The following is a 19,131-nucleotide window of genomic DNA, read 5'->3' on the forward strand; positions in this document are numbered from 1 at the left end:
CCTCCGGAGAGATGGGGGATACTGATGCGGTCCGGAATGCTCCACCCGCTTCACCCTCGCAGACAAGGCTTTCGTGACATGACAGCAGCTCCGGCCGAAGCGCCCGCCGGGCGCGCCGACGCCCGCCGCAACCGGGAACTCGTGCTGCGCACGGCCATGCGGGTGTTCGCCGAGGAAGGGCTGGAGGCGTCACTCGGCCGCATCGCCCAGCGCGCCGGGGTCGGCGCAGGAACCGTCTACCGGCACTTCCCGAGCAAGGACGTCCTGGTCGAGGCCGTACTCGCCGAGCAGCTCGAGGCTCTGGTGGGTGCCGCCGGCCGCTGGCGAGCCCGCGCCGCTCCCGGTGACGCGCTGTTCGGCTTCCTGCTCGAAGTGATCGAGAAGTCGGTGGACCGCCGGAACGTGTGCGACGCGCTCACCGCCGACCGGAGCTGGCCGCGTGCCGTGCTGTCCGCCGCGGCACAGCGCTTCCACGAGGCCATGGAGGGCCTGCTGCGCGACGCGAAACGGGCCGGCGCGATCCGCGCCGACGTCCGCGCGGACGATCTGTCGGCGCTCACCGTCGGCGGTGTCGCGCTGCGTTCGGCACACCGGGACCAGGCCCGGGGCGCCCAGTTGGTCCGGCTGCTGCTGGACGGGCTGCGCACCAGGACCGTCACGAAAGCCGGGCCGTTTCGTGACGTGTCTGCGCTGCCACGTCACGAAACCCCGGCTCAACGGCACTGCGGGGAGTGCGGCGCGACCCTGACGGTGCGGACCACCGGGCGACCGCCCCGCTACTGCAGTCCGACCTGCCGCCAGCGCGCCCACCGGCGCCGTCTCGCCGACTAGCGCCGCCGCGCACCGCCGGGCCCGCGCGCACGCGGACCCGGCACGAAGCTCCGAATCGGGCGGACCTCAGCGGCGCGCGACCCCGTCCTCGCGGGCCTGGGCCGCCACGGCGGCCGTCACGGCGGGCGCGACACGCTCGTCGAACGGGCTCGGGATGACGTACGTCGCCGAGAGATCGTCACCGACGACGCCCGCCAGCGCGTCGGCCGCGGCCACCTTCATGTTCTCGGTGATCGTGGTGGCCCGCACGTCGAGGGCGCCGCGGAAGACGCCGGGGAAGGCCAGCACGTTGTTGATCTGGTTGGGGAAGTCGGAGCGCCCGGTGGCCACGACCCGGACGTGCCGGCCCGCCACGTCGGGATGCACCTCGGGGGTCGGGTTGGACAGGGCGAACACGATGGCGTCGGGCGCCATGGAGGCGATCGCCGCCTCCGGCACCGTCGAGCCGGACAACCCCACGAACACGTCGGCGCCCTCCAGGGCCTCCTCCGTGGAGCCGGTGCGCCCCGCCCGGTTGGTGTCGCGGGCCAGCGCCTCCTTGACCGGGTTGAGGCCCTCGCGGCCCTCGTAGATCATGCCCTTGGAGTCGGAGACCGCGATGTCGCCGATGCCCGCCTCCAGCAGGATGCGCGTGACGGCGACGCCGGAGGCGCCCGCGCCGGCCACCACGGCCCGCAGGTCGCCCAGCGGCCGGCCGGTCAGCCGGGCGGCGTTGCGCAGGGCGGCCAGCACGACGATGGCGGTGCCGTGCTGGTCGTCGTGGAAGACGGGGATGTCGAGCAGGTCGCGCAGCCGGTCCTCGATCTCGAAGCAGCGCGGGGCGCTGATGTCCTCGAGGTTGATGCCGCCGAACGAGGGCGCGAGCCGGGCCACGGTCTCGACGAGCGCGTCGACGTCGGTGCAGTCGAGGCAGAGGGGCACGGCGTCGACCCCGGCGAACTCCTTGAACAGCAGCGCCTTGCCCTCCATGACGGGCATGGCGGCCGAGGGGCCGATGTCGCCGAGGCCCAGCACGGCGGTGCCGTCGGAGACGACGGCGACCACGTTGGAGACCCAGGTGTAGTCGTCGGCCAGCGCGGGCCGGTCGGCGATGGCGGTGCAGACCCGGGCGACGCCGGGCGTGTAGGCCAGGGCCAGGTCGTCCGCGTCGCGGACGGGCACGGTGGAGCGAATCTCGATCTTGCCTCCCCGGTGCAGGGCGAAGGCCGGATCGGCATCGAGGTTCTCGACGGAAGCAGAAGCGGGCGTGACAGCCACAGCGACCCCTGTAGTCATTGGAAGCGGAAGTAACCTTCGGCGGTACGAGCGCGAGCGGGCTGGCTTCGGTAGCTGCCAGGATCCCCTCGCCGGTCGTCTGGTGAGGGGGTTCGGGGGTCACCCGTCGCCCCATACTGCCACAGGGTGAGATGGTGTTCGGTGTCGCCGATGACGCCGTTCTGTTGACGCATCGTTAAACGGCGGATGACAACTCCCCACGAAACCCCATCTAAACTGCACCAAAACGCAAGTTTCATTGCTTTTCAACCGAGGAGGCCGTACATGGCCCTCAGACCACTGGGCCGCCGTGGCTACACCACCGGCGCGCTCGCCTTGGCCGCTGCCCTCGCGCTGACCGCGTGCGGCAGCGACACCGGCTCGGACACGGGCTCGACCACCGCCGCCGGAGCCTCCTCCGACGGCGGGGTCAAGGTGGTGCAGCCCGGCAAGCTCACGGTCTGCACGAACGTCCCGTACGAGCCGTTCCAGTTCAAGGACGCGAGCGGCAACGTCGTCGGGTTCGACGTGGACATCGTCGATCTCGCCGCGAAGAAGCTGGGCCTGACCCAGAACATCGTGGACATCGACTTCGCCGTGATCAAGAGTGGCGCCGCCATGGCCGCGGGCAAGTGCGACGTCGCCGCCGCGGGCATGACGATCACCGACGAGCGCAAGCAGAACATCGACTTCTCCGACCCCTACTTCGACGCCACGCAGGCCCTGCTGGCCAAGAAGGGCACCGGCGCCACCTCGCTCGAGGACGTCAAGGCCAAGGGGCTGAAGCTGGGCGCGCAGGCCAGCACCACCGGCCTCGACTACGTCAAGAAGAACGGCTTCAACCCGACGGAGTACGCCGACTCCCCCAAGGAACTGCTCGCGCTGCAGGCCGGCCAGGCCGACGTGATCGTCCAGGACCTGCCCGTCGTGCTCACCTGGCTGAAGAAGCCCGAGGTCGCCGAGAAGTTCGAGCTGGTCACCAGCCTCGACACCGGCGAGCAGTACGGCATCGGCCTCAAGAAGGGCGCCGACCCCACGTTGCTGAAGACGATCAACGAAGAGATCGCCAAGGCCAAGCAGGACGGCACCTACGAGAAGATCTACGTGAAGTGGTTCGGCAAGAAGCCCGGCGAGCTGGGCTGACCCATGGCCGACCAGCCGAAGACGGTTGAGCCTGGTCGCGTCAGGCTCAGCCCTCGGAAGAGACAGCGGATCAGCCGGACGGTTCAGTACGTCGTACTGGCCGCCGCGCTCGTCGCCGTCGTCCGGTACGCGGACTGGCAGAGCCTCGCCCAGAACTTCGCCAAGCTCGACGTGGCGGAGCAGGCGCTGCCCGACCTGTTCACCGTCGCGCTGCGCAACACGATCGTCTACACGGTCGGCGGGTTCATCCTGTCGTTCGTGTTCGGCCTGTTGCTGGCGCTGATGCGGCTCTCGCAGATCAAGCCGTACCGGTGGATCGCGATCATCTACATCGAGATCTTCCGCGGGTTGCCCGCACTGCTGATCTTCCTGATGATCACGTTCCTGCCGCTGGCGCTGCCGGGGTTCCAGGTGCCCGGCGGCACGTACGGGCAGGGCATCCTCGGGCTCGGCCTGGTCGGCGCGGCCTATCAGGCGGAGGTCTTCAGGGCGGGCCTGCAGGCCGTGCCCAGGGGGCAGACCGAGGCGGCCAGGTCGCTCGGCATGTCGGCCACCCGGGCCCAGATCACCGTGGTGATCCCGCAGGCCATCAGGATGGTCATCCCGCCGACCACGAACCAGTTCGTGGCCCTGCTGAAGGACTCGTCCCTGGTGCTGTTCCTCGGCGTGTCCAGCGAGTACGTCGAGCTGGCCAAGTTCGGCAACGACCTGGCCTCCCAGTACGCCAACGCCACGCCCATCATGGTCGCCGGGGTGACGTACCTGATCGTCACCATCCCGCTGGGGTACCTCGCGTCCCGGCTGGAGGGACGTAAGGGGGGTAAGCGATGACGGCCCACGCCATCGAACTGCGCGACCTGCACAAGTACTTCGGCGGGAACCAGGTGCTCAAGGGCATCGACATGACCGTCGAACCGGGCCAGGTGGTCTGCGTCATCGGCCCGTCGGGCTCGGGCAAGTCCACGCTGCTGCGCTGCGTGAACCTGCTGGAGACCCCGACGGTCGGCAAGGTGTTCGTGGAGGGTGTCGAGGTCACCGACCCCGACGTGGACATCGACGCCGTACGCCGCCGCATCGGCATGGTCTTCCAGCAGTTCAACCTGTTCCCCCACATGACCGCGCTGCAGAACGTCATGATCGCCCAGCAGCGGGTGCTGAAGCGGAGCAGGAAGGAGGCCGAGGTCGTCGCCAGGGACAACCTGGAGAAGGTCGGCGTCGGCGCCAAGTGCGATGCCCTGCCCGGCCAGCTCTCGGGCGGCCAGCAGCAGCGGGTCGCGATCGCCAGGGCCCTGGCGATGAGCCCCAGCCTGATGCTCTTCGACGAGCCCACCTCGGCCCTCGACCCCGAGCTGGTCGGCGACGTGCTCTCGGTCATGCGCAAGCTGGCCGAGGAGGGCATGACCATGCTCGTGGTCACCCACGAGATGGGCTTCGCCCGGGAGGTGGCCGACCGGGTGGTGTTCATGGACGGCGGCGTGGTCGTCGAGGACGGCGTCCCCGCGCAGGTCATCGGCGACCCGCAGCAGGAGCGCACCCGCACGTTCCTGCACCGCGTGCTGCACCCCGAGGGGTGACCCCGAAGCGGGGCGCGCCGGAGCTCGGCTCGACCCGGCCGCCCCGCCTTCTGCTGTAATGGACCGGGATGGACCTGACCTCTTACGCCGAGTGGGCGGTCCGGCTGGCCAACGATCCCGGCCCGCCGCCCGAGTTGCGGCGTCTGCGCGACGAGCTGGCCGCCGTGTTCGACGCGGCCGGCGACGAGCACGCCGTCGTCGCCCTGCTGAACGCCCTCCTGGTGCGCTATCCGGTACGCCCCCAGCTCTCCGACCACGAGGGCCGCCCCTGGCACCTCCACCTGGCCGAGGACCCCGCCGCGACCGCCGTCATGGGCCTGGCCGCGGTCGTCGCCGAACTGGGCGTGGACCGCCTCGGACGGTGCCAGGACCCGCGCTGCGCGCTGGCCTTCCTCGACACCTCCTCCAACCGCTCGCGCCGCTACTGCTCGGCCCGTTGCGCCAGCCGCGCCAACGTGGCCGCCTTCCGCGCCCGCCGGCGGAACGACTCCTGACCCGGGGGCGCGAGGTCAGCGGCCGGCCCGGCGCACGAGCGGCCAGTACCGCAGCACCACCCGCCCGACGATGTCCCGCACCGGCCCGAAGTCCCAGCTATCGCGCCGCCCGCTGGCCCGCTGGTTGTCGCTCTCCAGCCACCAGCCGTCGGCCCCGTGCCACTGCGCCCGCTTGACGATGAGCCGGTCGGGGTCGCCCGGCAGCCTGGCCACCACGAGGTCTCCCGGGTGCACGACGGCTCCGCGGCGGACGAGAAGCCAGTCTCCCGGCACCAGCGCCGGCCGCATCGAATCCCCTTCGACACGCACTCTCATCGTCGATGACCCCCTACTCCGCAGGCGTTGGGACCCGAGTAAGGTCGGTTGTGGACCAAGCTGATTCAGCATCCAGGAAGGATTTTCTGATGCTCGCACGACTCCTACGACCCAAGCATGTCGCTTCCGCACACTGCGACCTGCCCTGTGGCGTCTATGACCCCGCTCAGGCCCGCATCGAGGCCGAGTCGGTCAAGGCGATCATGGAGAAGTACGCGGCCAACGAGGACGCCGTCTTCCGCGCCCGCGCGATCAAGATCAAGGAGGAGCGGGCCGAGCTGGTCAAGCACCACCTCTGGGTGCTCTGGACCGACTACTTCAAGCCGCCGCACCTTGAGCAGTACCCTCAGCTCCACCAGCTTTTCTGGGACGCCACCAAGCTTGCGGGCGCCGCGGGCGCCAAGGGCACCGTGGATGTTGCCAAGGCTGAGGACCTGCTGGGCAAGATCGACGAAATCTCCAAGATCTTCTGGGAGACCAAGGCCGCCTAAAACGGCACATAAGGCTCTGTGCGGTCCCAGACCGCGCAGAGCCTTTTCCGTTGATGGCGAGTCTGAATCGTCCAAGCACCTCTCAGGGGCGGTAAGTTGCAGTCAGCGTCGGATTCGCGAGGAGGAACGTGACCGAGGAAACCGAGACGCGCGCGGACGGCGTGGCCGGCATCCGCGACGTGGTGAGCATCAGGCTCCCCGCCGCGAGCGCTTACCTGTCTGTGCTGCGTACGGCTACCGCCGGCCTGGCGGCCCGGCTTGACTTCACCCTGGACGAGATCGAAGATCTGCGGATCGCGGTCGACGAGGCGTGCGCCATGCTCCTGAGCGAGGCCGTGCCCGGCACCGACCTGACCGCGGAGTTCGAGCTCACCGGGCAGGAGATGCAGGTCAGGGTCGAGGTGGCGACCGTCGGAAGTTCGGCGCCCAAGCGCGACGACTTCGCCTGGATGGTGCTGACCGCCCTGGCCGACGACGTCGACGCGGTGACAGACTCCCGTGATCGCATGGCGATCGTCCTGCGTAAGCGCCGAGGCGCGGCGAGGCCGGCGTGACGGAAAGGACTGGAGCCATGGCCACCAGCGAACACGCCGTGCCCGACAGGGTGCGCGCCCGCATGCTCTTCGCCGAGCTGGCCGAGCTGGGCCCCGAGGAGCCGCGCCGCCAGCGCATCAGGGATGAGCTGGTCGAGCTTCACCTTCCTCTGGTCGAATATCTGGCTCGCCGCTTCCGCAACAGGGGCGAGTGGCTCGACGACCTCACCCAGGTAGCCACCATCGGTCTGATCAAGTCCATCGACCGGTTCGACCTCAACCGGGGCGTCGAGTTCTCCACCTATGCCACGCCCACCATCGTCGGCGAGATCAAGCGGCACTTCCGCGACAAGGGCTGGGCGGTCCGCGTCCCGCGCCGGTTGCAGGAGCTGAAGCTCTCGCTGACCAAGGCGATCAGCGACCTGTCCCAGCGTGAGGGCCGCGCGCCGACCGTGGCGGAGCTGGCCGCCTACCTCAAGATGACCGAGGAGGAGGTGCTCGAGGGGCTCGAGTCGGCCAACGCCTACTCCACCGTGTCGCTCGACGCGCCCGACTCCGGCGACGACGACGCCCCCGCGGTGTCCGACTCGCTCGGCATCGTCGACGAGTCGCTGGAGGGCGTCGAGTACCGCGAGTCGCTCAAACCGCTGCTCGAACGGCTGCCGCCGCGCGAGAAGCGCATCCTGCTGCTGCGTTTCTTCGGCAACATGACGCAGTCGCAGATCGCGACCGAGCTGGGGATCTCGCAGATGCACGTCTCGCGTCTGCTCGCCCGCACGCTGGCGCAGCTCCGCGAGGGCCTGACCGCGGACGACTGACGACGCCCCGTTCCGCGGTGGCCGGTTCGCGGCCACCCGGAGGACCGAGGCGTATCAGCCGTCGCCGTAGAGCGCCTGGGTGGTGGGGGGTGACAGCAGCGTGACCAGCCCCGCCAGGGCCACGGCGATCAGCGGGATGCCGAGCTGCGGCTGGCCGGACGTGACGAGCGTGCCGCCGACGGGCAGCATGAAGATCTGGGCCAGCACGGCGGGCGAGCGCCCCCACCGCTCCCTCATGTACAGCCCGCCCCACGCCACCCAGAGCAGGCCAGCCCCGATGAGCAGCCCGAACGCCGCCTCGGCGAGCGCGGCGGTGATGTCGGCCGGCGCCCCGATCAGGGTCTGCACGATGACGAAGACACCGAGCCCGAGCGCGATCAGCCCTTCGAGGGCGACGACCGCGGCAGCGGTGAGCAGGGTAAGCGGGCGACCGTTCACGATCCGTACCCTACCTCTCGGGCCGGACGGGGCGGGAAATAGGACGTTCGGCCGATAAGTCGGACAAGGCCACCGGCTACGCTGGCGATATGCGCGCAATGCTGCTGGTCAACCCCAAGGCAACGACCACGAACGCCCGTACGCGCGACGTCCTCATCCGCGCGCTGGGCGCGGCGGTCGACCTCGCCGTGGAGGAGACCCGCTACCGCGGGCACGCCGCGGCGCTGGCGGCCACCGCGCGGGCCAAGGGCTACGACGTCGTGGCGGTGCTGGGCGGCGACGGCACGATCAACGAGACCGTCAACGGCCTGCTGAACCCGGTCAACGGCGGCGAGGAACCGCTCGGCGACGACCCCAGCGCCGGACGCCCCGGGCTGATCGTCATCCCCGGCGGCAGCGCGAACGTCTTCGCCCGCGCGCTGGGCCTGCCCAACGACCCGGTCGAGTCCACGGGGCAGGTGCTGGAGGCGCTCAGGGAGAACCGGCGCAGGGTCGTCGGCCTGGGTGAGGCCCTTTGGGAGGGTCAGAGCCGCTATTTCACCTTCTGCTCGGGAATGGGATACGACGCAGAGGTTGTACGGGCCGTGGAGGGCCTCAGGGGCACCGGCCGTAAAGCTACCCCGACCAGGTATGTGAACACGGCCCTGAGGCACTATCTGGCCACGGACAAGCGGCATCCCGCGATGACCGTGACCGGCCCGGGGCTGCCGCCCGCCGAGGGGGTGTTCATGGCGATCGTCTCCAACACCTCACCGTGGACGTACGTGGGCAGCAAACCGGTCCGGCCGACCCCGTGGGCCAGTTTCGAGACCGGGCTCGACGTCCTGGGGATGGGCCGGATGGGGCCGATGACGCTCGCGCGGGTGATCAGGCACATTCTCACGGAGAGTGAGGCCCTTCCGTCCGGCCGGCACCTGGTCCAGTTGCATGACGAGGCCGAGGTCACGCTCACCGCGGCCCGGCCCGTGGCCTTTCAACTGGACGGCGACTACCTGGGCGAACGTGAAACCGTAACATTCCGGTCTACACCGAACGCGTTACAAGTTCTGGTCTAGCTGGTTACATTCGGTCATTGTGTGACGCATCCGACAGCCATTACCACCAAAACTTCCCACCAACCCCCTTGCGTGCACTCTCCGTGGCTGAAAGGCTCATGGATGTCCGAACGTAGGACCTTTGACAACCCCAGGGTCCACGTCCGGTCATCAGCGGGCACCCCGGCCCTCTACAGGGTCCGGGTAATTGTTCGCGTGAGTTAGTGAAACTCTTCACAAAGTAGCCGCACGGAGCCGACCAGAGGCTCCATCTACTAAGGAGTGGACGCATGGACTGGCGCCACCGAGCTGCCTGCCGTGACGTGGACCCCGAGCTGTTCTTCCCGATCGGCAACACCGGCCCCGCCCTCATGCAGATCGAGGAGGCCAAGCAGGTCTGTCGTTCCTGCTCGGCCGTCGAGTCCTGCCTGAAGTGGGCCCTGGAGTCCGGCCAGGACGCCGGCGTCTGGGGCGGCATGAGCGAGGACGAGCGCCGCGCGGTCAAGCGCCGCGCCGCCCGGACCCGCGCCCCCGCCACCGCCTGACCGGTCCGACCGGCACACCAACCGATTCAGCACGCCTGACCCGGCACGCCTGATCGGCGCGCCCGCACCCCAGCGCGCGATCGAGCGCCCCTGACCCCGGTCCGCGTGCCCAAGCACGCCTGACCACCTCCCCCGGACCCGGACCGGACGCCCGCGAGCCCGCCACCGCGGCGGCGCCGTCGTTCAGCCGGACGGGAGCGGGATCGACAGGACGACCTCCGTGCCGCCCTCCAGGCGCGGCTCAATGGTGAGCCGCCCGGACAGTTCCCCCTCGACCAGCGTCCGCACGATCTGCAGCCCCAGGCTGGTGGAGCTGTCGAGGTCGAAGCCGGCCGGCAGGCCCAGGCCGTCGTCCCAGACGGTGACGTTCAGCCGCTCCTGCACGGGCTCGACCACCACCTCCAGCCGCTTGGGCCGCCCGTGCTGCAACGCGTTCTGCAACAGCTCGGTCATCGCCATGGCCAGCGGTGTGGCGATGAGCGAGGGCAGCACCCCGAACTCCCCCACCCGCCGCGGCGTGACCGCCACCTCGGGTGAGGACACCTCGCCCGCCATCGCGATCACCCGGTCGGCGATCTCGTCGAAGTCCACGAACTCCTCTGGGGCGTGGGACAACGTCTCGTGGACGATCGCGATCGACCCCACCCGGCGCACGGCCTCCTCCAGCGCCTCCCGGCCCTCGGGCACCTGCAACCGCCTGGCCTGCAGCCGCAGCAGGGCCGCCACGGTCTGCAGGTTGTTCTTGACCCGGTGATGGATCTCGCGGATGGTGGCGTCCTTGGTCATCAGCTCGCGCTCGCGCCGTCGCAGCTCGGTGACGTCCCTGATGAGCACCAGCGCGCCGATGCGCCCGCCGCCGACGATCAGCGGGATGGCTCTGAGCTGCACGATCGTGCCGCCCGACTCGACCTCGGTCTCCTTGGCCGCGCGTCCGCTGGCCACGATCATGAGGTCTTCGTTGATCGGCTCGTCGGAGTAGCACAGGGTGGCGGTGACCCGGCCCAACTCGGCCCCGACGAGGTCGGCGTGCAGGCCGAGCCGGCGGTAGGCCGACAGCGCGTTCGGGGAGGCGTACGTGACGCGCCCGGCGCGATCGAGCCGGAGCAGGCCGTCGCCGACGCGCGGCGAGCGCACCAGGATCGGCTCCTCGCCGGAGAACGGGAAGCGCCCCTCCGCGACCATCTGCGCCAGGTCGGAGGCGCTCTGGAGGTAGGTCAGCTCCAGGCGGGACGGCGTACGGGCCGAGGAGAGGTTGGTGGAGCGCTGGATGACCCCAAGGAAGCGGCCCTCGCCGCCCTCGACCGCCCGGCGCACCGGGATCGTCTCCTCGCGCACGGGCACGCCGGTGGACCAGTCGGGGTCGCCTTCACGGCAGATGCGGCGCTCGTTCCAGGCCGTGTCGATGAGGCCGCGCTCGCCCTTGGCGGCCACGCTGCCGACGATGTCGTCGTGGTAGACGGTCGGGCCGGTGGTCGGGCGCATCTGGGCGATCGCGATCCAGCCGCTCTCCCCCAGCAGCGGCGCCCACAGGATGAGATCGGCGAAGGACAGGTCGGCCAGGAGCTGCCAGTCGGAGACCAGCGAGTGCAGCCAGTCGAGATCCGCCTCGTCGAGGGCTGTGTGACGGGCTACGAGGTCGCTGAGAGTCGGCACGAGTGCATCATGCGTGCTTTCCCCCGCAACAACCAAACCGACTCCCGGAGAGCGGGCAGGCTCGACCCGATACGGGACGCGCAGGCTGACTTCGCCCCCGCAGGGGCATAACACCATTCGGACCAAGGTCAATCTCATAATGTGAGAACCGTCACATTGCCGGAGCTGTCGCGTTCCAGGACGCGGCGCGACCGCGCGGGCCGGAGGTGATCCACACGGGCAGGTGGCCCTCCCGCGACACGGCGCGCGAACCGGCCTCGGTTGCGATCGCGCGCGCTGCTGTGGATATCCTTCACAATCAACCTGAGCTGCCCGGACCCGCGCGTACCCACACCCGTACGCGCCCGGTGCCGGCCGGCCGCCCTCGCCCGCGGTTGACCGCTCGGGCCGAAGTGAGTTCCGATGATCTCGCGGTGATCAGACACGCCCTCACCGCCGTGGCAGAAGTGAAGGTGAGAGCGTGACAGACGACAGCCCCCGGGTTCCGAAGTACTACGACGTGAAACGGGCCCTGCTCGAGCTCACCAAGACCCTGTCACCCGGAACCGCCCTGCCACCTGAACGCACGCTGGCCGTCCGGTACGAGACCTCGCGCACCACGGTCAGGCAGGCGCTGACCGAGCTCGTGGTCGAGGGGCGGCTGCTGCGCATCCAGGGCAAGGGCACGTTCGTGGCGCAGCCGAAGGTGGCGCAGGTGCTGCAGCTCACCTCGTACATCGGGGATCTGCGCACGGCCGGGCTGGAACCGGACACCAAGATACTGGAGATCGGCTACCTCACCGCCGACGAGGCGCTGGCGCGCCGGCTGGCCATCAACCCCGGCGGGCGCGTGCTGCGCATCCACCGGCTCAGGCTGGCCAACGGCGAGCCGGTCTCGATCGACACCACCCACCTGTCCGCGCGCCGGTTCCCGCGGCTGCGGCGCGAGCTGGAGGTGCACGCGTCCCTGTACGAGACGCTGCACAACGCCTACAACGTCCGGCTGACCGACGCCGAGGAGATCATCGAGACCGTCCTCGCCACCCCGTACGACGCCAAGGCCCTGGGGGTGGACGTCGGCCTGCCGATGTTGCTGCTCACCCGGCACGCCTTCGACGCCGACGGCAACCCCGTCGAGTGGGCCCAGTCGCTCTACCGCGGTGACCGCTACAAGTTCGTCACCCGCCTGCGCCGCCCATGAGCGTCCTCGTCGTCACGGGCACCGGCTCGGGGGTGGGCAAGACGGTCGTGACGGCGGCGCTGACCGCGCTCGCGCTGGGCCGCGGCGCCACCGCCGCGGTGGTCAAGCCCGCCCAGACCGGGCTGGCGGCCGGCGAGCCCGGCGACGTGGACGAGGTCATCCGGCTGTCCGGCGTCACCACCACGTTCGAGCTGGGCCGCTTCCCCTGCGCGCTGCCGCCCGCCGCCGCGGCCCGCGCCTCGGGGACGCCGCCCGTGTCGCTGTCCGGGGCCACCGAGCTGGTGCGGGAGCTGGCCGGGAGCAACCGGCTGGTGGTCGTGGAGGGGACCGGCGGGCTGCTCGACCGCTACGACGAGGACGGCGCCACCGTCGCCGACCTCGCCCACGCCCTGCGCGCGCAGGTCCTCGTCGTGGTGCGGGCCGGCGGCGACACCGTCAACCACACCGCGCTCACCCTGGAGTCGCTGGGTAACCATGGGCTCGACCTGGCCGGCGTCGTCATCGGGCGCTGGCCGGCCGCGCCGGGGCCGGCCGAGCGCGGCAGCGTGGCCGACCTGGAGATGCTCGCGGCCCGGCCGCTGGCGGGGGCGCTGCCCGAGGGGATGGGCGGCCTGCGCAGCCGGCCCGAGTTCGCCGCGGCGGCCCGCGAGGGGCTGGCCGCCGCGCTGGGCGGCTGCTTCGACCCCACCGCCTTCCGGCACCGGCACGACGTCTGAGTACTGGCCCCGGTCGGTCATGAAAGGTGGGGTTAGCCCCACCATCCACCGGCACACCAGGCCCATTTCGCGGCTCAGCCACCACTACATACCGTTGAGGGATGAAAGTCCCCCGTCCGTGGTCGGCGCGGGCGTGGCTCGACACGGCCCACGTGATGATCGGTCTTCCGGTCGCCGTGCTGCTCGGCGGGCTGACGCTGCTGCTCGCCGCGTGGCCGCCGCTGCTGCTGCGGGCCGTGCCGTGGTTCACCAGGGTGCAGCGCTCGCGGTTGCACGCCTTCCTCGGCGTCCGCATCCCGCCCGCGCCCGCCACGGGCGGCTGGCGTGACTCGCAGACCTGGCGGCCGATCGGCTACCACCTGCTGTCGCCGCTGGTGGGCCTGGCCGGGGCACTCCTGGTGGCCCTCGCGTGGGGCGGGGCGGTGGTGGGGCTGCTGGCGTTCCTGCCGCCGAAACTGCAGGAGCCGCCGCTCGAGTTCGCGTTCGACCTCAGGGACAACCGGATCCAGGTGCTCTTCATGCTGATCGGGCTGGCGCTGCTGCTGCTCGCGCCGCTCCTGGCCCGCGGCATGGCGGCGCTGGACCTGTCGGTCGCCCGTACGCTGCTCGGGCCCAGCCGTACGGAGCTGGGGCAGCGCATCGAGACGCTGACCGAGAGCCGCGCCGGCGTGATCGACGCCGCCGACGCCGAGCGCCGCCGGATCGAGCGCGACCTGCACGACGGGGCCCAGCAGCGGCTGGTCTCCCTGGCCATGAACCTGGGCCTGGCCAGGGCCACCCTGACCGACCTGCCCGCGCCCGCCCGCGAGGCCATCGAGCAGGCGCACGAGGAGGCCAAGCAGGCGCTCAAGGAACTGCGTGACTTCGTCCGCGGCCTGCATCCCGCCGTGCTCAACGACCAGGGGCTGGACGCGGCGCTGTCGGGTGTGACGGCCAGGGCCCCCTTCCCCGTGAAACTCCGCGTCGACATCGAGCGGCGTACCACTCCGACCATCGAGGCGGTGGCGTTCTTCATCGTGTCCGAAGCACTGACCAACATCGCCAAGCACGCGGCGGCCACCAAGGCCGAGGTGAGCGTGCGGCGCGAGCGCGACCGGCTGCACGTGCTCGTCCACGACGACGGGTGCGGCGGGGCCCGGCTGGACGGCGGGACCGGGCTGCGCGGCCTGGCCCAGCGGATCGACTCCGTGGACGGGCGGCTGCGGCTGTCCAGCCCGCTGGGCGGGCCCACGACGATCGAGGTGGAACTGCCGTGCGAGTAGTGCTCGCCGAGGATTCCGTACTGCTGCGGGAGGGTCTGATCAGGATCCTGGCCGCCGCGGGCATGCAGGTGGTGGCGGCCGTGGACGAGGCTGAGGGGCTGCTGCGGGCGGCCGAGAAGCACCGGCCCGAACTGGTCGTCACGGACGTCAGGATGCCGCCCACGCACACCGACGAGGGGCTGCGGGCCGCGCTCGTGCTGCGCCGCCAGCAGCCGGGCCTGGCCGTGCTGGTGCTCTCGCAGTACGTCGAGGAGCGCTACGCCGCCCAGCTCCTGGCCTCCGCCGCGGCCGGCGGCGTCGGCTACCTGCTCAAGGACCGGGTGGCGGACGTCACCGACTTCATCGACGCGCTGCGCCGGGTGGCCGCCGGCGGCACGGCGCTCGACCCGGAGGTCGTCGCCCAGCTCCTGCTGCGCGGCAACAGCGACCCGCTGGAACGGCTCACGCCCCGGGAGCACGAGGTGCTCAACCTGATGGCCGAGGGCCGCTCGAACGCCGGCATCGGGCAGGCCCTGGTGCTCAGCGAGGGCGCCGTGGGCAAGCACATCGGCAACATCTTCGCCAAGCTCGACCTGCCGCCCGCCGAGGGCGACCACCGGCGGGTGCTGGCCGTGCTGCAGTTCCTGAAGATCAGGAGCCTCCCGTGAGGGGCCTGTGGCTGCTGGCCGGGTCCGTGGTGACCGTCGTCGCGCTGACGCTGTCCACGCTGGGGCTGTGGCACAGCTTCGCCAGGGCCAGCACTCCGACGGAGCACACCATGCGGTCCATCCCGTTCGAGGGACAGAAGGTGCGGATCGCGGTGGGCCGGGGCCATGTGAGCCTGTGGATCGTGTCCGGGCCGGCGGGCAAGGTGCACGTCCAGAGGGTGCTGCGCTGGTCGCGCCACCGGCCCACGGTCACCGAGGACTGGGGCGCCGCCTCCGCCACGCTGCGTCTCGACGCGACGTGCCCGGGCTCCGACCAGCCGACCGGGCCGGTCTGCGAGGCCGACTACATCGTGGCCGTGCCGCCGGAGACCGCGGTGGAGGCCGGCACGTCCGGCGGCCCGCTCTTCGTGGAGGAGTTGTTCGGCGACCTGCGGCTGACCTCCGTGTCCGGCAACGTCCGCGTCCGGGCCGTCGCCGGCGACCTGTACGCCAGGATCGGCACCGGCAGCTTCGACGGCGACGACCTGGGCGGCGAGCGGGCCGACGTGGAGGTCGGTTCCGGGGACGTGCGGCTGACCTTCCACAAGAAGCCGTCCGACGTCAGGGCGGTGGTGCGGACGAAGGGCGACGTGATGGTGGCGGTGCCGCCGAGCCCGTACGACGTGACGGCCGAGGGCGCGAACACCAGCATCGACCTCAGGCAGAGCCCCGGCGCGTCAAGAAGGATCACCGCGAGCGCCCCCGACGGCATCGTGACCCTGTGCTGCCGATGAAGGTCTGTTTACGTGTGTGACTGGTTGGTAAGTTCCCGGCATGGAGTCTGCGAAGCACGCCGGTGACGCCGCCGTCGCCGTGTCCAAGGCCTATGGCGTCGAGACCATGTTCACCCTGTCGGGAGGGCACGTCTTCCCCCTCTACGACGGTGCGGTGCACGAGGGGATGCGCATCCTCGACGTCCGCCACGAGCAGAGCGCGGTCTTCGCCGCGGAGGCGACCGCCAGGTTGACCAGGAAACCGGGCCTGGCCGTGCTGACCGCCGGGCCCGGCATCACCAACGGCGTCAGCGGCGTCGCGACCGCCCACTTCAACGGCTCTCCCGTGGTCGTCCTGGGCGGGCGGGCGCCCCAGTCGCGCTGGGGCAGCGGCGCCCTGCAGGAGATGGACCACCCGCCGCTGCTCGAACCGATCACCAAACTGTCGTTCACCGCGAGCGGCGCCGACTCCGTCGGCCAGGACGTCGAGGCGGCCTTCCGCACCGCGGTCGCGCCCCACCGCGGCCCGGTCTTCCTCGACTTCTACATGGACCACCTGTTCTCCCCGTCGCCGACCCACGAGGTGCGCACGCAGTCGCCGTCGCCGCTGGAGCCCGACCCCGACGACCTGGCGGGCATCGCGCGGCTGCTGGCCGAGGCCGAGCGTCCCGTGCTGGTGTACGGCTCCGACGTGTGGATGGACCGCGCCGAGGAGGCCGCCCGCGACTTCGCCGAGATGTGGCGGCTGCCGGTCATCCCCAACGGCCAGGGCCGCGGCATCCTGCCCTCCGGGCACGAACTGCTCGTCACCCGGGCCCGCGGCCTCGCCTTCGGCCAGGCCGACCTGGTGATCGTGGTGGGCACGCCGCTCGACTTCCGGCTCGGCTACGGCTGGTTCGGCGGCAAGGACGGCGCGCCGCTGGCCAAGGTGGTGCACATCGGCGACGCGCCCTCGCAACTCGCCACCCACATGCAGCCGGCCGCCTCCGCCGCGGGCGACCTGTCGGTGGTGTTCTGGAGCCTCGGCACGGCGTGCGGCGAGGCGGGGGTCAAGCCGTCCGCGTACGCGCCGTGGGTCGCGAAGTTGGCCGAGGCGGCCGGCGCGGCCATCGCCGGCGACGCCGAACTGCTCTCCTCCGACTCCGACCCGATCCACCCGATGCGCGTCTACGGCGAGCTGAACAAGGTCCTCGACGACGACGCCGTGGTGATCGGCGACGGGGGCGACTTCGTCTCCTACGCGGGCAAGTACGTCGAGCCGAAGCAGCCGGGCAACTGGCTCGACCCCGGCCCGTACGGCTGCCTCGGCACCGGCCTGGGCTACTCCGCCGCCGCCCGCCTGGCCAGGCCGTCCTCGCAGGTGGTGCTGCTGCTCGGCGACGGCGCCGCCGGCTTCTCGCTGATGGACGTCGACACCCTCGTGCGGCACAACCTGCCCGTCGTGATGATCTGCGGCAACAACGGCATGTGGGGCCTGGAGAAGCACCCCATGCAGATGTTGTACGGCTACGACGTCGCCGCCGAGCTGCAGCCGCAGTGCCGCTACGACCAGGTCGTGACCGCGCTCGGCGGGGGCGGCGAGCTGGTCACCAAGCCGTCGGAGATCGGGCCCGCGCTGCGCAGGGCGTTCGAGTCCGGCGTGCCGTACATGGTGAACATCGCCACCGACCCGCAGATCGCCTACCCCCGCAACACGACGGGGGTCTGAGCGACGGCTACGGCTTCGGCGTGGGGGTGGGGGTCGGTGTGGGCGTCGGCGAGGCGTCCTCGGGGCAGACGCTGTCGATGACGACCAGCGTGACCGTGGTGCCCTTGTCGACCGCCTTGCCGGGCCCCGGGCTGGTCGCCTTGATCCGGCCGCAGCGCATGCCGTCGGTGGTGGTGGTCCGGTCGTCGGCGGTGGACAGCAGATCCGCGGCCTCGACCATCCCCACCGCCTCCAGGTAGCGCTTGCCGATCACGTCGGGCATCAGCACCTTGTTGCCCGACGGGGTCGGGCTGGGCGACTTCGACGGCGACGGGCTGGACGACGGCGTGCCGGACGGAGTCTTCGTCGGCTCCTTGGTCGCGTCGGGCGTCCTGATGACCCGCGGCGGGGTGGTGGCCGGCCTGCTGGCCTCGCGTGTCGCCGAGGGCTCGGGGTCGGGCTCCGGCTCCTGCGTGGCCGTGGTGGGCCTGGGCGGCTTGGTGGTCGTGGAGTTGTCGACGTTGGTCTGCGTGATCGTCGGCATGGGGTCGCCGGTGGTCATGCCCGTCAGCGCGACCGCGGTGGCGCCCGCGCCGAGCACGACCGCCGCGGCGATGCCCGCGATCAGCCCGGTCCTGCGCGGCGCCTTGGCCGCGCGCCGGCTCCCGCGGCGCTCGGACACCGTGGTGTCCTCGTGGGCCAGCCTGGCGCCCGTCTCGTACGGGTTGGCGGCGTGCTGGCCGGTCTGCCCCTGGTAGGGCTGCTGCGGGTACTGCTGGCCCGGCGGCGGGTACTGGCCGGTCGGCGGTTGCTGAGAGTACTGACCTGTCGGCGGCTGCTGCGGGTACTGCTGGCCCGCGGGCTGCTGCGGGGACTGCTGCATGGTGGCGCCGGTGGCCAGGTCGGGGACGGCCGGCGTCTGCCCGCTGGCGATCGCCTTGGCGGCCTCGCTCATCGCGCGGGCGCTCGGGTAGCGCCTGGCCGGGTCCTTCGACAGGGCGATCTCCACCAGCGTGCGCACCGGCGGCGGGATGTCCTGGGGCAGGGGCGGCGGAGCCTCGCGGATGTGCTTGAGCGCGATCGTGACCGCGCTCTCGCCGTCGAACGGCCGCTGGCCGACCAGGCACTCGTACGCGACCACGCCGAGCGCGTAGATGTCCACGGCGGGCGTCACGGGGGCGCCCTCGGCCTGCTCGGGGGCGCAGTAGGCGGCGGTGCCGAGCACCATGCCGGCGTCGGTGAGCCGGTTGGCGACGTCGGAACGGGCGATGCCGAAGTCGGTGAGCACGAGCGTGCCGTCGCGCTGCACGAGCAGGTTGCCCGGCTTGACGTCGCGGTGCACGATGCCCTGGTCGTGGACGGCCTGCAGCGCCGACGCGGCCTGCGCGATCAGCTCCATGGCCGCCTGCGGCGGGATCCGGCCCAGCCGGCCGAGCAGCCGGTCGAGCGGTTCGCCGTCGACGAACTTCATCACCAGGTAGACGGTGTCGCCGCTGACGCCGTAGTCGTAGACGTCGACCACGCCGGAGTGGTTGATCGTGGCCATCGCCCGCGCCTCCCCCTGGAAGCGAGCGACGAACCCGGGGTCCTCCATACGGCCGGGGAGCAGCACTTTGACGGCGACGGTGCGGGCGAGCACGATGTCCTCGCCTCGCCACACCTCGCCCATGCCACCGGCGCCGATGCGGGTATCCAGCCGATACCGCCCCGCCAGCGTCGTCCCTTGGGCCACCATGATTCCCCCGCTACCCCCTACGTCCGTAC

21 protein-coding genes are annotated in these 19,131 nt (G+C 71.1%); 16 read left to right on the forward strand and 5 right to left on the reverse strand.

Annotation, left to right across the window (positions count from 1 at the left end):
* Nucleotides 1-78 precede the first annotated feature (78 nt).
* On the forward strand, nt 79-831 hold the full coding sequence (locus FAF44_RS17800) for a TetR/AcrR family transcriptional regulator (RefSeq protein WP_237104301.1): 753 nt from the start codon (nt 79-81) through the stop codon (nt 829-831).
* A gap of 66 nt (nt 832-897) precedes the next feature.
* Here FAF44_RS17800 and FAF44_RS17805 read toward each other — a convergent pair whose 3' ends face one another.
* Nucleotides 898-2,106 (reverse strand): NADP-dependent malic enzyme, encoded by a 1,209-nt coding sequence (locus FAF44_RS17805; RefSeq protein WP_237104302.1) that lies wholly within the window; start codon nt 2,104-2,106, stop codon nt 898-900.
* Between the two features lie 264 nt (nt 2,107-2,370).
* Between FAF44_RS17805 and FAF44_RS17810 the strand changes: the two genes are divergently transcribed.
* From FAF44_RS17810 to FAF44_RS17825, 4 genes are all read left to right on the forward strand, one after another.
* Nucleotides 2,371-3,228, forward strand: coding sequence for an ABC transporter substrate-binding protein (locus FAF44_RS17810; protein ID WP_237104303.1), 858 nt, complete (start codon nt 2,371-2,373; stop codon nt 3,226-3,228).
* Nucleotides 3,229-3,231: 3 nt separating this feature from the next.
* Nucleotides 3,232-4,059, forward strand: coding sequence for an amino acid ABC transporter permease (locus FAF44_RS17815; protein WP_237104304.1), 828 nt, complete (start codon nt 3,232-3,234; stop codon nt 4,057-4,059).
* A complete protein-coding gene (locus FAF44_RS17820; RefSeq protein WP_237104305.1) occupies nt 4,056-4,802 on the forward strand; it encodes an amino acid ABC transporter ATP-binding protein in 747 nt (248 codons plus the stop codon). Before FAF44_RS17815 ends, FAF44_RS17820 begins: the two co-directional genes overlap by 4 nt.
* A gap of 68 nt (nt 4,803-4,870) precedes the next feature.
* The gene (locus FAF44_RS17825; RefSeq protein ID WP_237104306.1) at nt 4,871-5,296 is read left to right on the forward strand and encodes a CGNR zinc finger domain-containing protein; all 426 of its coding nucleotides are present in this window, start codon (nt 4,871-4,873) and stop codon (nt 5,294-5,296) included.
* 15 nt (nt 5,297-5,311) lie between these two features.
* Here the strand turns inward: FAF44_RS17825 and FAF44_RS17830 are convergent, their stop codons facing one another.
* Entirely contained in the window at nt 5,312-5,683 is a 372-nt protein-coding gene (locus tag FAF44_RS17830; protein WP_272894666.1) for a S24 family peptidase, read from the reverse strand.
* A gap of 17 nt (nt 5,684-5,700) precedes the next feature.
* On the opposite strand from FAF44_RS17830, the gene sodN reads away from it, so the two are divergent.
* The 3 genes from sodN (at nt 5,701) to FAF44_RS17845 (ending at nt 7,453) form a co-directional block, all read left to right on the forward strand.
* The gene (gene sodN / locus FAF44_RS17835; protein WP_221524625.1) at nt 5,701-6,102 is read left to right on the forward strand and encodes a superoxide dismutase, Ni; all 402 of its coding nucleotides are present in this window, start codon (nt 5,701-5,703) and stop codon (nt 6,100-6,102) included.
* A gap of 128 nt (nt 6,103-6,230) precedes the next feature.
* Nucleotides 6,231-6,656: an anti-sigma factor gene (locus tag FAF44_RS17840; RefSeq protein ID WP_237104308.1), complete on the forward strand. Its 426-nt coding sequence runs from the start codon at nt 6,231-6,233 to the stop codon at nt 6,654-6,656.
* Nucleotides 6,657-6,673: 17 nt separating this feature from the next.
* The gene (locus tag FAF44_RS17845) at nt 6,674-7,453 is read left to right on the forward strand and encodes an RNA polymerase sigma factor SigF (protein ID WP_237104309.1); all 780 of its coding nucleotides are present in this window, start codon (nt 6,674-6,676) and stop codon (nt 7,451-7,453) included.
* 54 nt (nt 7,454-7,507) lie between these two features.
* On the opposite strand, the gene FAF44_RS17850 is transcribed toward FAF44_RS17845, so the two are convergent.
* Entirely contained in the window at nt 7,508-7,891 is a 384-nt protein-coding gene (locus FAF44_RS17850) for a hypothetical protein (RefSeq protein WP_237104310.1), read from the reverse strand.
* 89 nt (nt 7,892-7,980) lie between these two features.
* Here FAF44_RS17850 and FAF44_RS17855 point away from each other — a divergent pair, with 89 nt between their 5' ends.
* A complete protein-coding gene (locus tag FAF44_RS17855) occupies nt 7,981-8,946 on the forward strand; it encodes a diacylglycerol kinase family protein (RefSeq protein WP_237104311.1) in 966 nt (321 codons plus the stop codon).
* A 269-nt stretch (nt 8,947-9,215) separates the two neighbouring features.
* A complete protein-coding gene (locus FAF44_RS17860) occupies nt 9,216-9,470 on the forward strand; it encodes a WhiB family transcriptional regulator (RefSeq protein ID WP_237104312.1) in 255 nt (84 codons plus the stop codon).
* A 183-nt stretch (nt 9,471-9,653) separates the two neighbouring features.
* Here the strand turns inward: FAF44_RS17860 and FAF44_RS17865 are convergent, their stop codons facing one another.
* Nucleotides 9,654-11,123 (reverse strand): PAS domain-containing sensor histidine kinase, encoded by a 1,470-nt coding sequence (locus FAF44_RS17865; RefSeq protein ID WP_237104313.1) that lies wholly within the window; start codon nt 11,121-11,123, stop codon nt 9,654-9,656.
* A 460-nt stretch (nt 11,124-11,583) separates the two neighbouring features.
* Here FAF44_RS17865 and FAF44_RS17870 point away from each other — a divergent pair, with 460 nt between their 5' ends.
* The 6 genes from FAF44_RS17870 to FAF44_RS17895 all read left to right on the forward strand — a co-directional run bounded on the left by FAF44_RS17870 (nt 11,584) and on the right by FAF44_RS17895 (nt 17,388).
* The gene (locus FAF44_RS17870; RefSeq protein WP_237104314.1) at nt 11,584-12,303 is read left to right on the forward strand and encodes a GntR family transcriptional regulator; all 720 of its coding nucleotides are present in this window, start codon (nt 11,584-11,586) and stop codon (nt 12,301-12,303) included.
* On the forward strand, nt 12,300-13,019 hold the full coding sequence (gene bioD / locus FAF44_RS17875; RefSeq protein ID WP_237104315.1) for a dethiobiotin synthase: 720 nt from the start codon (nt 12,300-12,302) through the stop codon (nt 13,017-13,019). Before FAF44_RS17870 ends, bioD begins: the two co-directional genes overlap by 4 nt.
* Before the next feature lie 101 nt (nt 13,020-13,120).
* The gene (locus FAF44_RS17880) at nt 13,121-14,281 is read left to right on the forward strand and encodes a sensor histidine kinase (protein ID WP_237104316.1); all 1,161 of its coding nucleotides are present in this window, start codon (nt 13,121-13,123) and stop codon (nt 14,279-14,281) included.
* Nucleotides 14,272-14,928, forward strand: a complete 657-nt coding sequence (locus FAF44_RS17885; protein WP_308193337.1) for a response regulator transcription factor — start codon at nt 14,272-14,274, stop codon at nt 14,926-14,928. The genes FAF44_RS17880 and FAF44_RS17885 overlap by 10 nt, the downstream gene beginning before the upstream one ends.
* Nucleotides 14,925-15,701: a hypothetical protein gene (locus FAF44_RS17890; protein ID WP_237104317.1), complete on the forward strand. Its 777-nt coding sequence runs from the start codon at nt 14,925-14,927 to the stop codon at nt 15,699-15,701. Before FAF44_RS17885 ends, FAF44_RS17890 begins: the two co-directional genes overlap by 4 nt.
* A gap of 40 nt (nt 15,702-15,741) precedes the next feature.
* Nucleotides 15,742-17,388 (forward strand): acetolactate synthase, encoded by a 1,647-nt coding sequence (locus tag FAF44_RS17895; protein WP_237104318.1) that lies wholly within the window; start codon nt 15,742-15,744, stop codon nt 17,386-17,388.
* A gap of 7 nt (nt 17,389-17,395) precedes the next feature.
* On the opposite strand, the gene FAF44_RS17900 is transcribed toward FAF44_RS17895, so the two are convergent.
* On the reverse strand, nt 17,396-19,102 hold the full coding sequence (locus tag FAF44_RS17900) for a serine/threonine-protein kinase (RefSeq protein WP_237104319.1): 1,707 nt from the start codon (nt 19,100-19,102) through the stop codon (nt 17,396-17,398).
* Nucleotides 19,103-19,131 lie beyond the last annotated feature (29 nt).

This window comes from Nonomuraea sp. MG754425, from assembly GCF_021699195.1.
In the GTDB taxonomy this organism is placed as follows: domain Bacteria; phylum Actinomycetota; class Actinomycetes; order Streptosporangiales; family Streptosporangiaceae; genus Nonomuraea.

Excerpts from the sequence above, each read along its gene's own strand:
- FAF44_RS17820 (WP_237104305.1), top strand. The coding sequence starts at position 4,056 with ATGACGGCCCACGCCATCGAACTGCGCGACCTGCACAAGTACTTCGGC.
- FAF44_RS17855 (WP_237104311.1), top strand. The coding sequence starts at position 7,981 with ATGCGCGCAATGCTGCTGGTCAACCCCAAGGCAACGACCACGAACGCC.
- FAF44_RS17880 (WP_237104316.1), top strand. The coding sequence starts at position 13,121 with ATGAAAGTCCCCCGTCCGTGGTCGGCGCGGGCGTGGCTCGACACGGCC.
- bioD (WP_237104315.1), top strand. The coding sequence starts at position 12,300 with ATGAGCGTCCTCGTCGTCACGGGCACCGGCTCGGGGGTGGGCAAGACG.
- FAF44_RS17860 (WP_237104312.1), top strand. The coding sequence starts at position 9,216 with ATGGACTGGCGCCACCGAGCTGCCTGCCGTGACGTGGACCCCGAGCTG.
- FAF44_RS17825 (WP_237104306.1), top strand. The coding sequence starts at position 4,871 with ATGGACCTGACCTCTTACGCCGAGTGGGCGGTCCGGCTGGCCAACGAT.
- FAF44_RS17830 (WP_272894666.1), bottom strand. The coding sequence starts at position 5,683 with ATGCTGAATCAGCTTGGTCCACAACCGACCTTACTCGGGTCCCAACGC.
- FAF44_RS17800 (WP_237104301.1), top strand. The coding sequence starts at position 79 with ATGACAGCAGCTCCGGCCGAAGCGCCCGCCGGGCGCGCCGACGCCCGC.
- FAF44_RS17805 (WP_237104302.1), bottom strand. The coding sequence starts at position 2,106 with ATGACTACAGGGGTCGCTGTGGCTGTCACGCCCGCTTCTGCTTCCGTC.
- FAF44_RS17900 (WP_237104319.1), bottom strand. The coding sequence starts at position 19,102 with ATGGTGGCCCAAGGGACGACGCTGGCGGGGCGGTATCGGCTGGATACC.
- FAF44_RS17815 (WP_237104304.1), top strand. The coding sequence starts at position 3,232 with ATGGCCGACCAGCCGAAGACGGTTGAGCCTGGTCGCGTCAGGCTCAGC.
- FAF44_RS17895 (WP_237104318.1), top strand. The coding sequence starts at position 15,742 with ATGGAGTCTGCGAAGCACGCCGGTGACGCCGCCGTCGCCGTGTCCAAG.
- FAF44_RS17845 (WP_237104309.1), top strand. The coding sequence starts at position 6,674 with ATGGCCACCAGCGAACACGCCGTGCCCGACAGGGTGCGCGCCCGCATG.
- sodN (WP_221524625.1), top strand. The coding sequence starts at position 5,701 with ATGCTCGCACGACTCCTACGACCCAAGCATGTCGCTTCCGCACACTGC.
- FAF44_RS17810 (WP_237104303.1), top strand. The coding sequence starts at position 2,371 with ATGGCCCTCAGACCACTGGGCCGCCGTGGCTACACCACCGGCGCGCTC.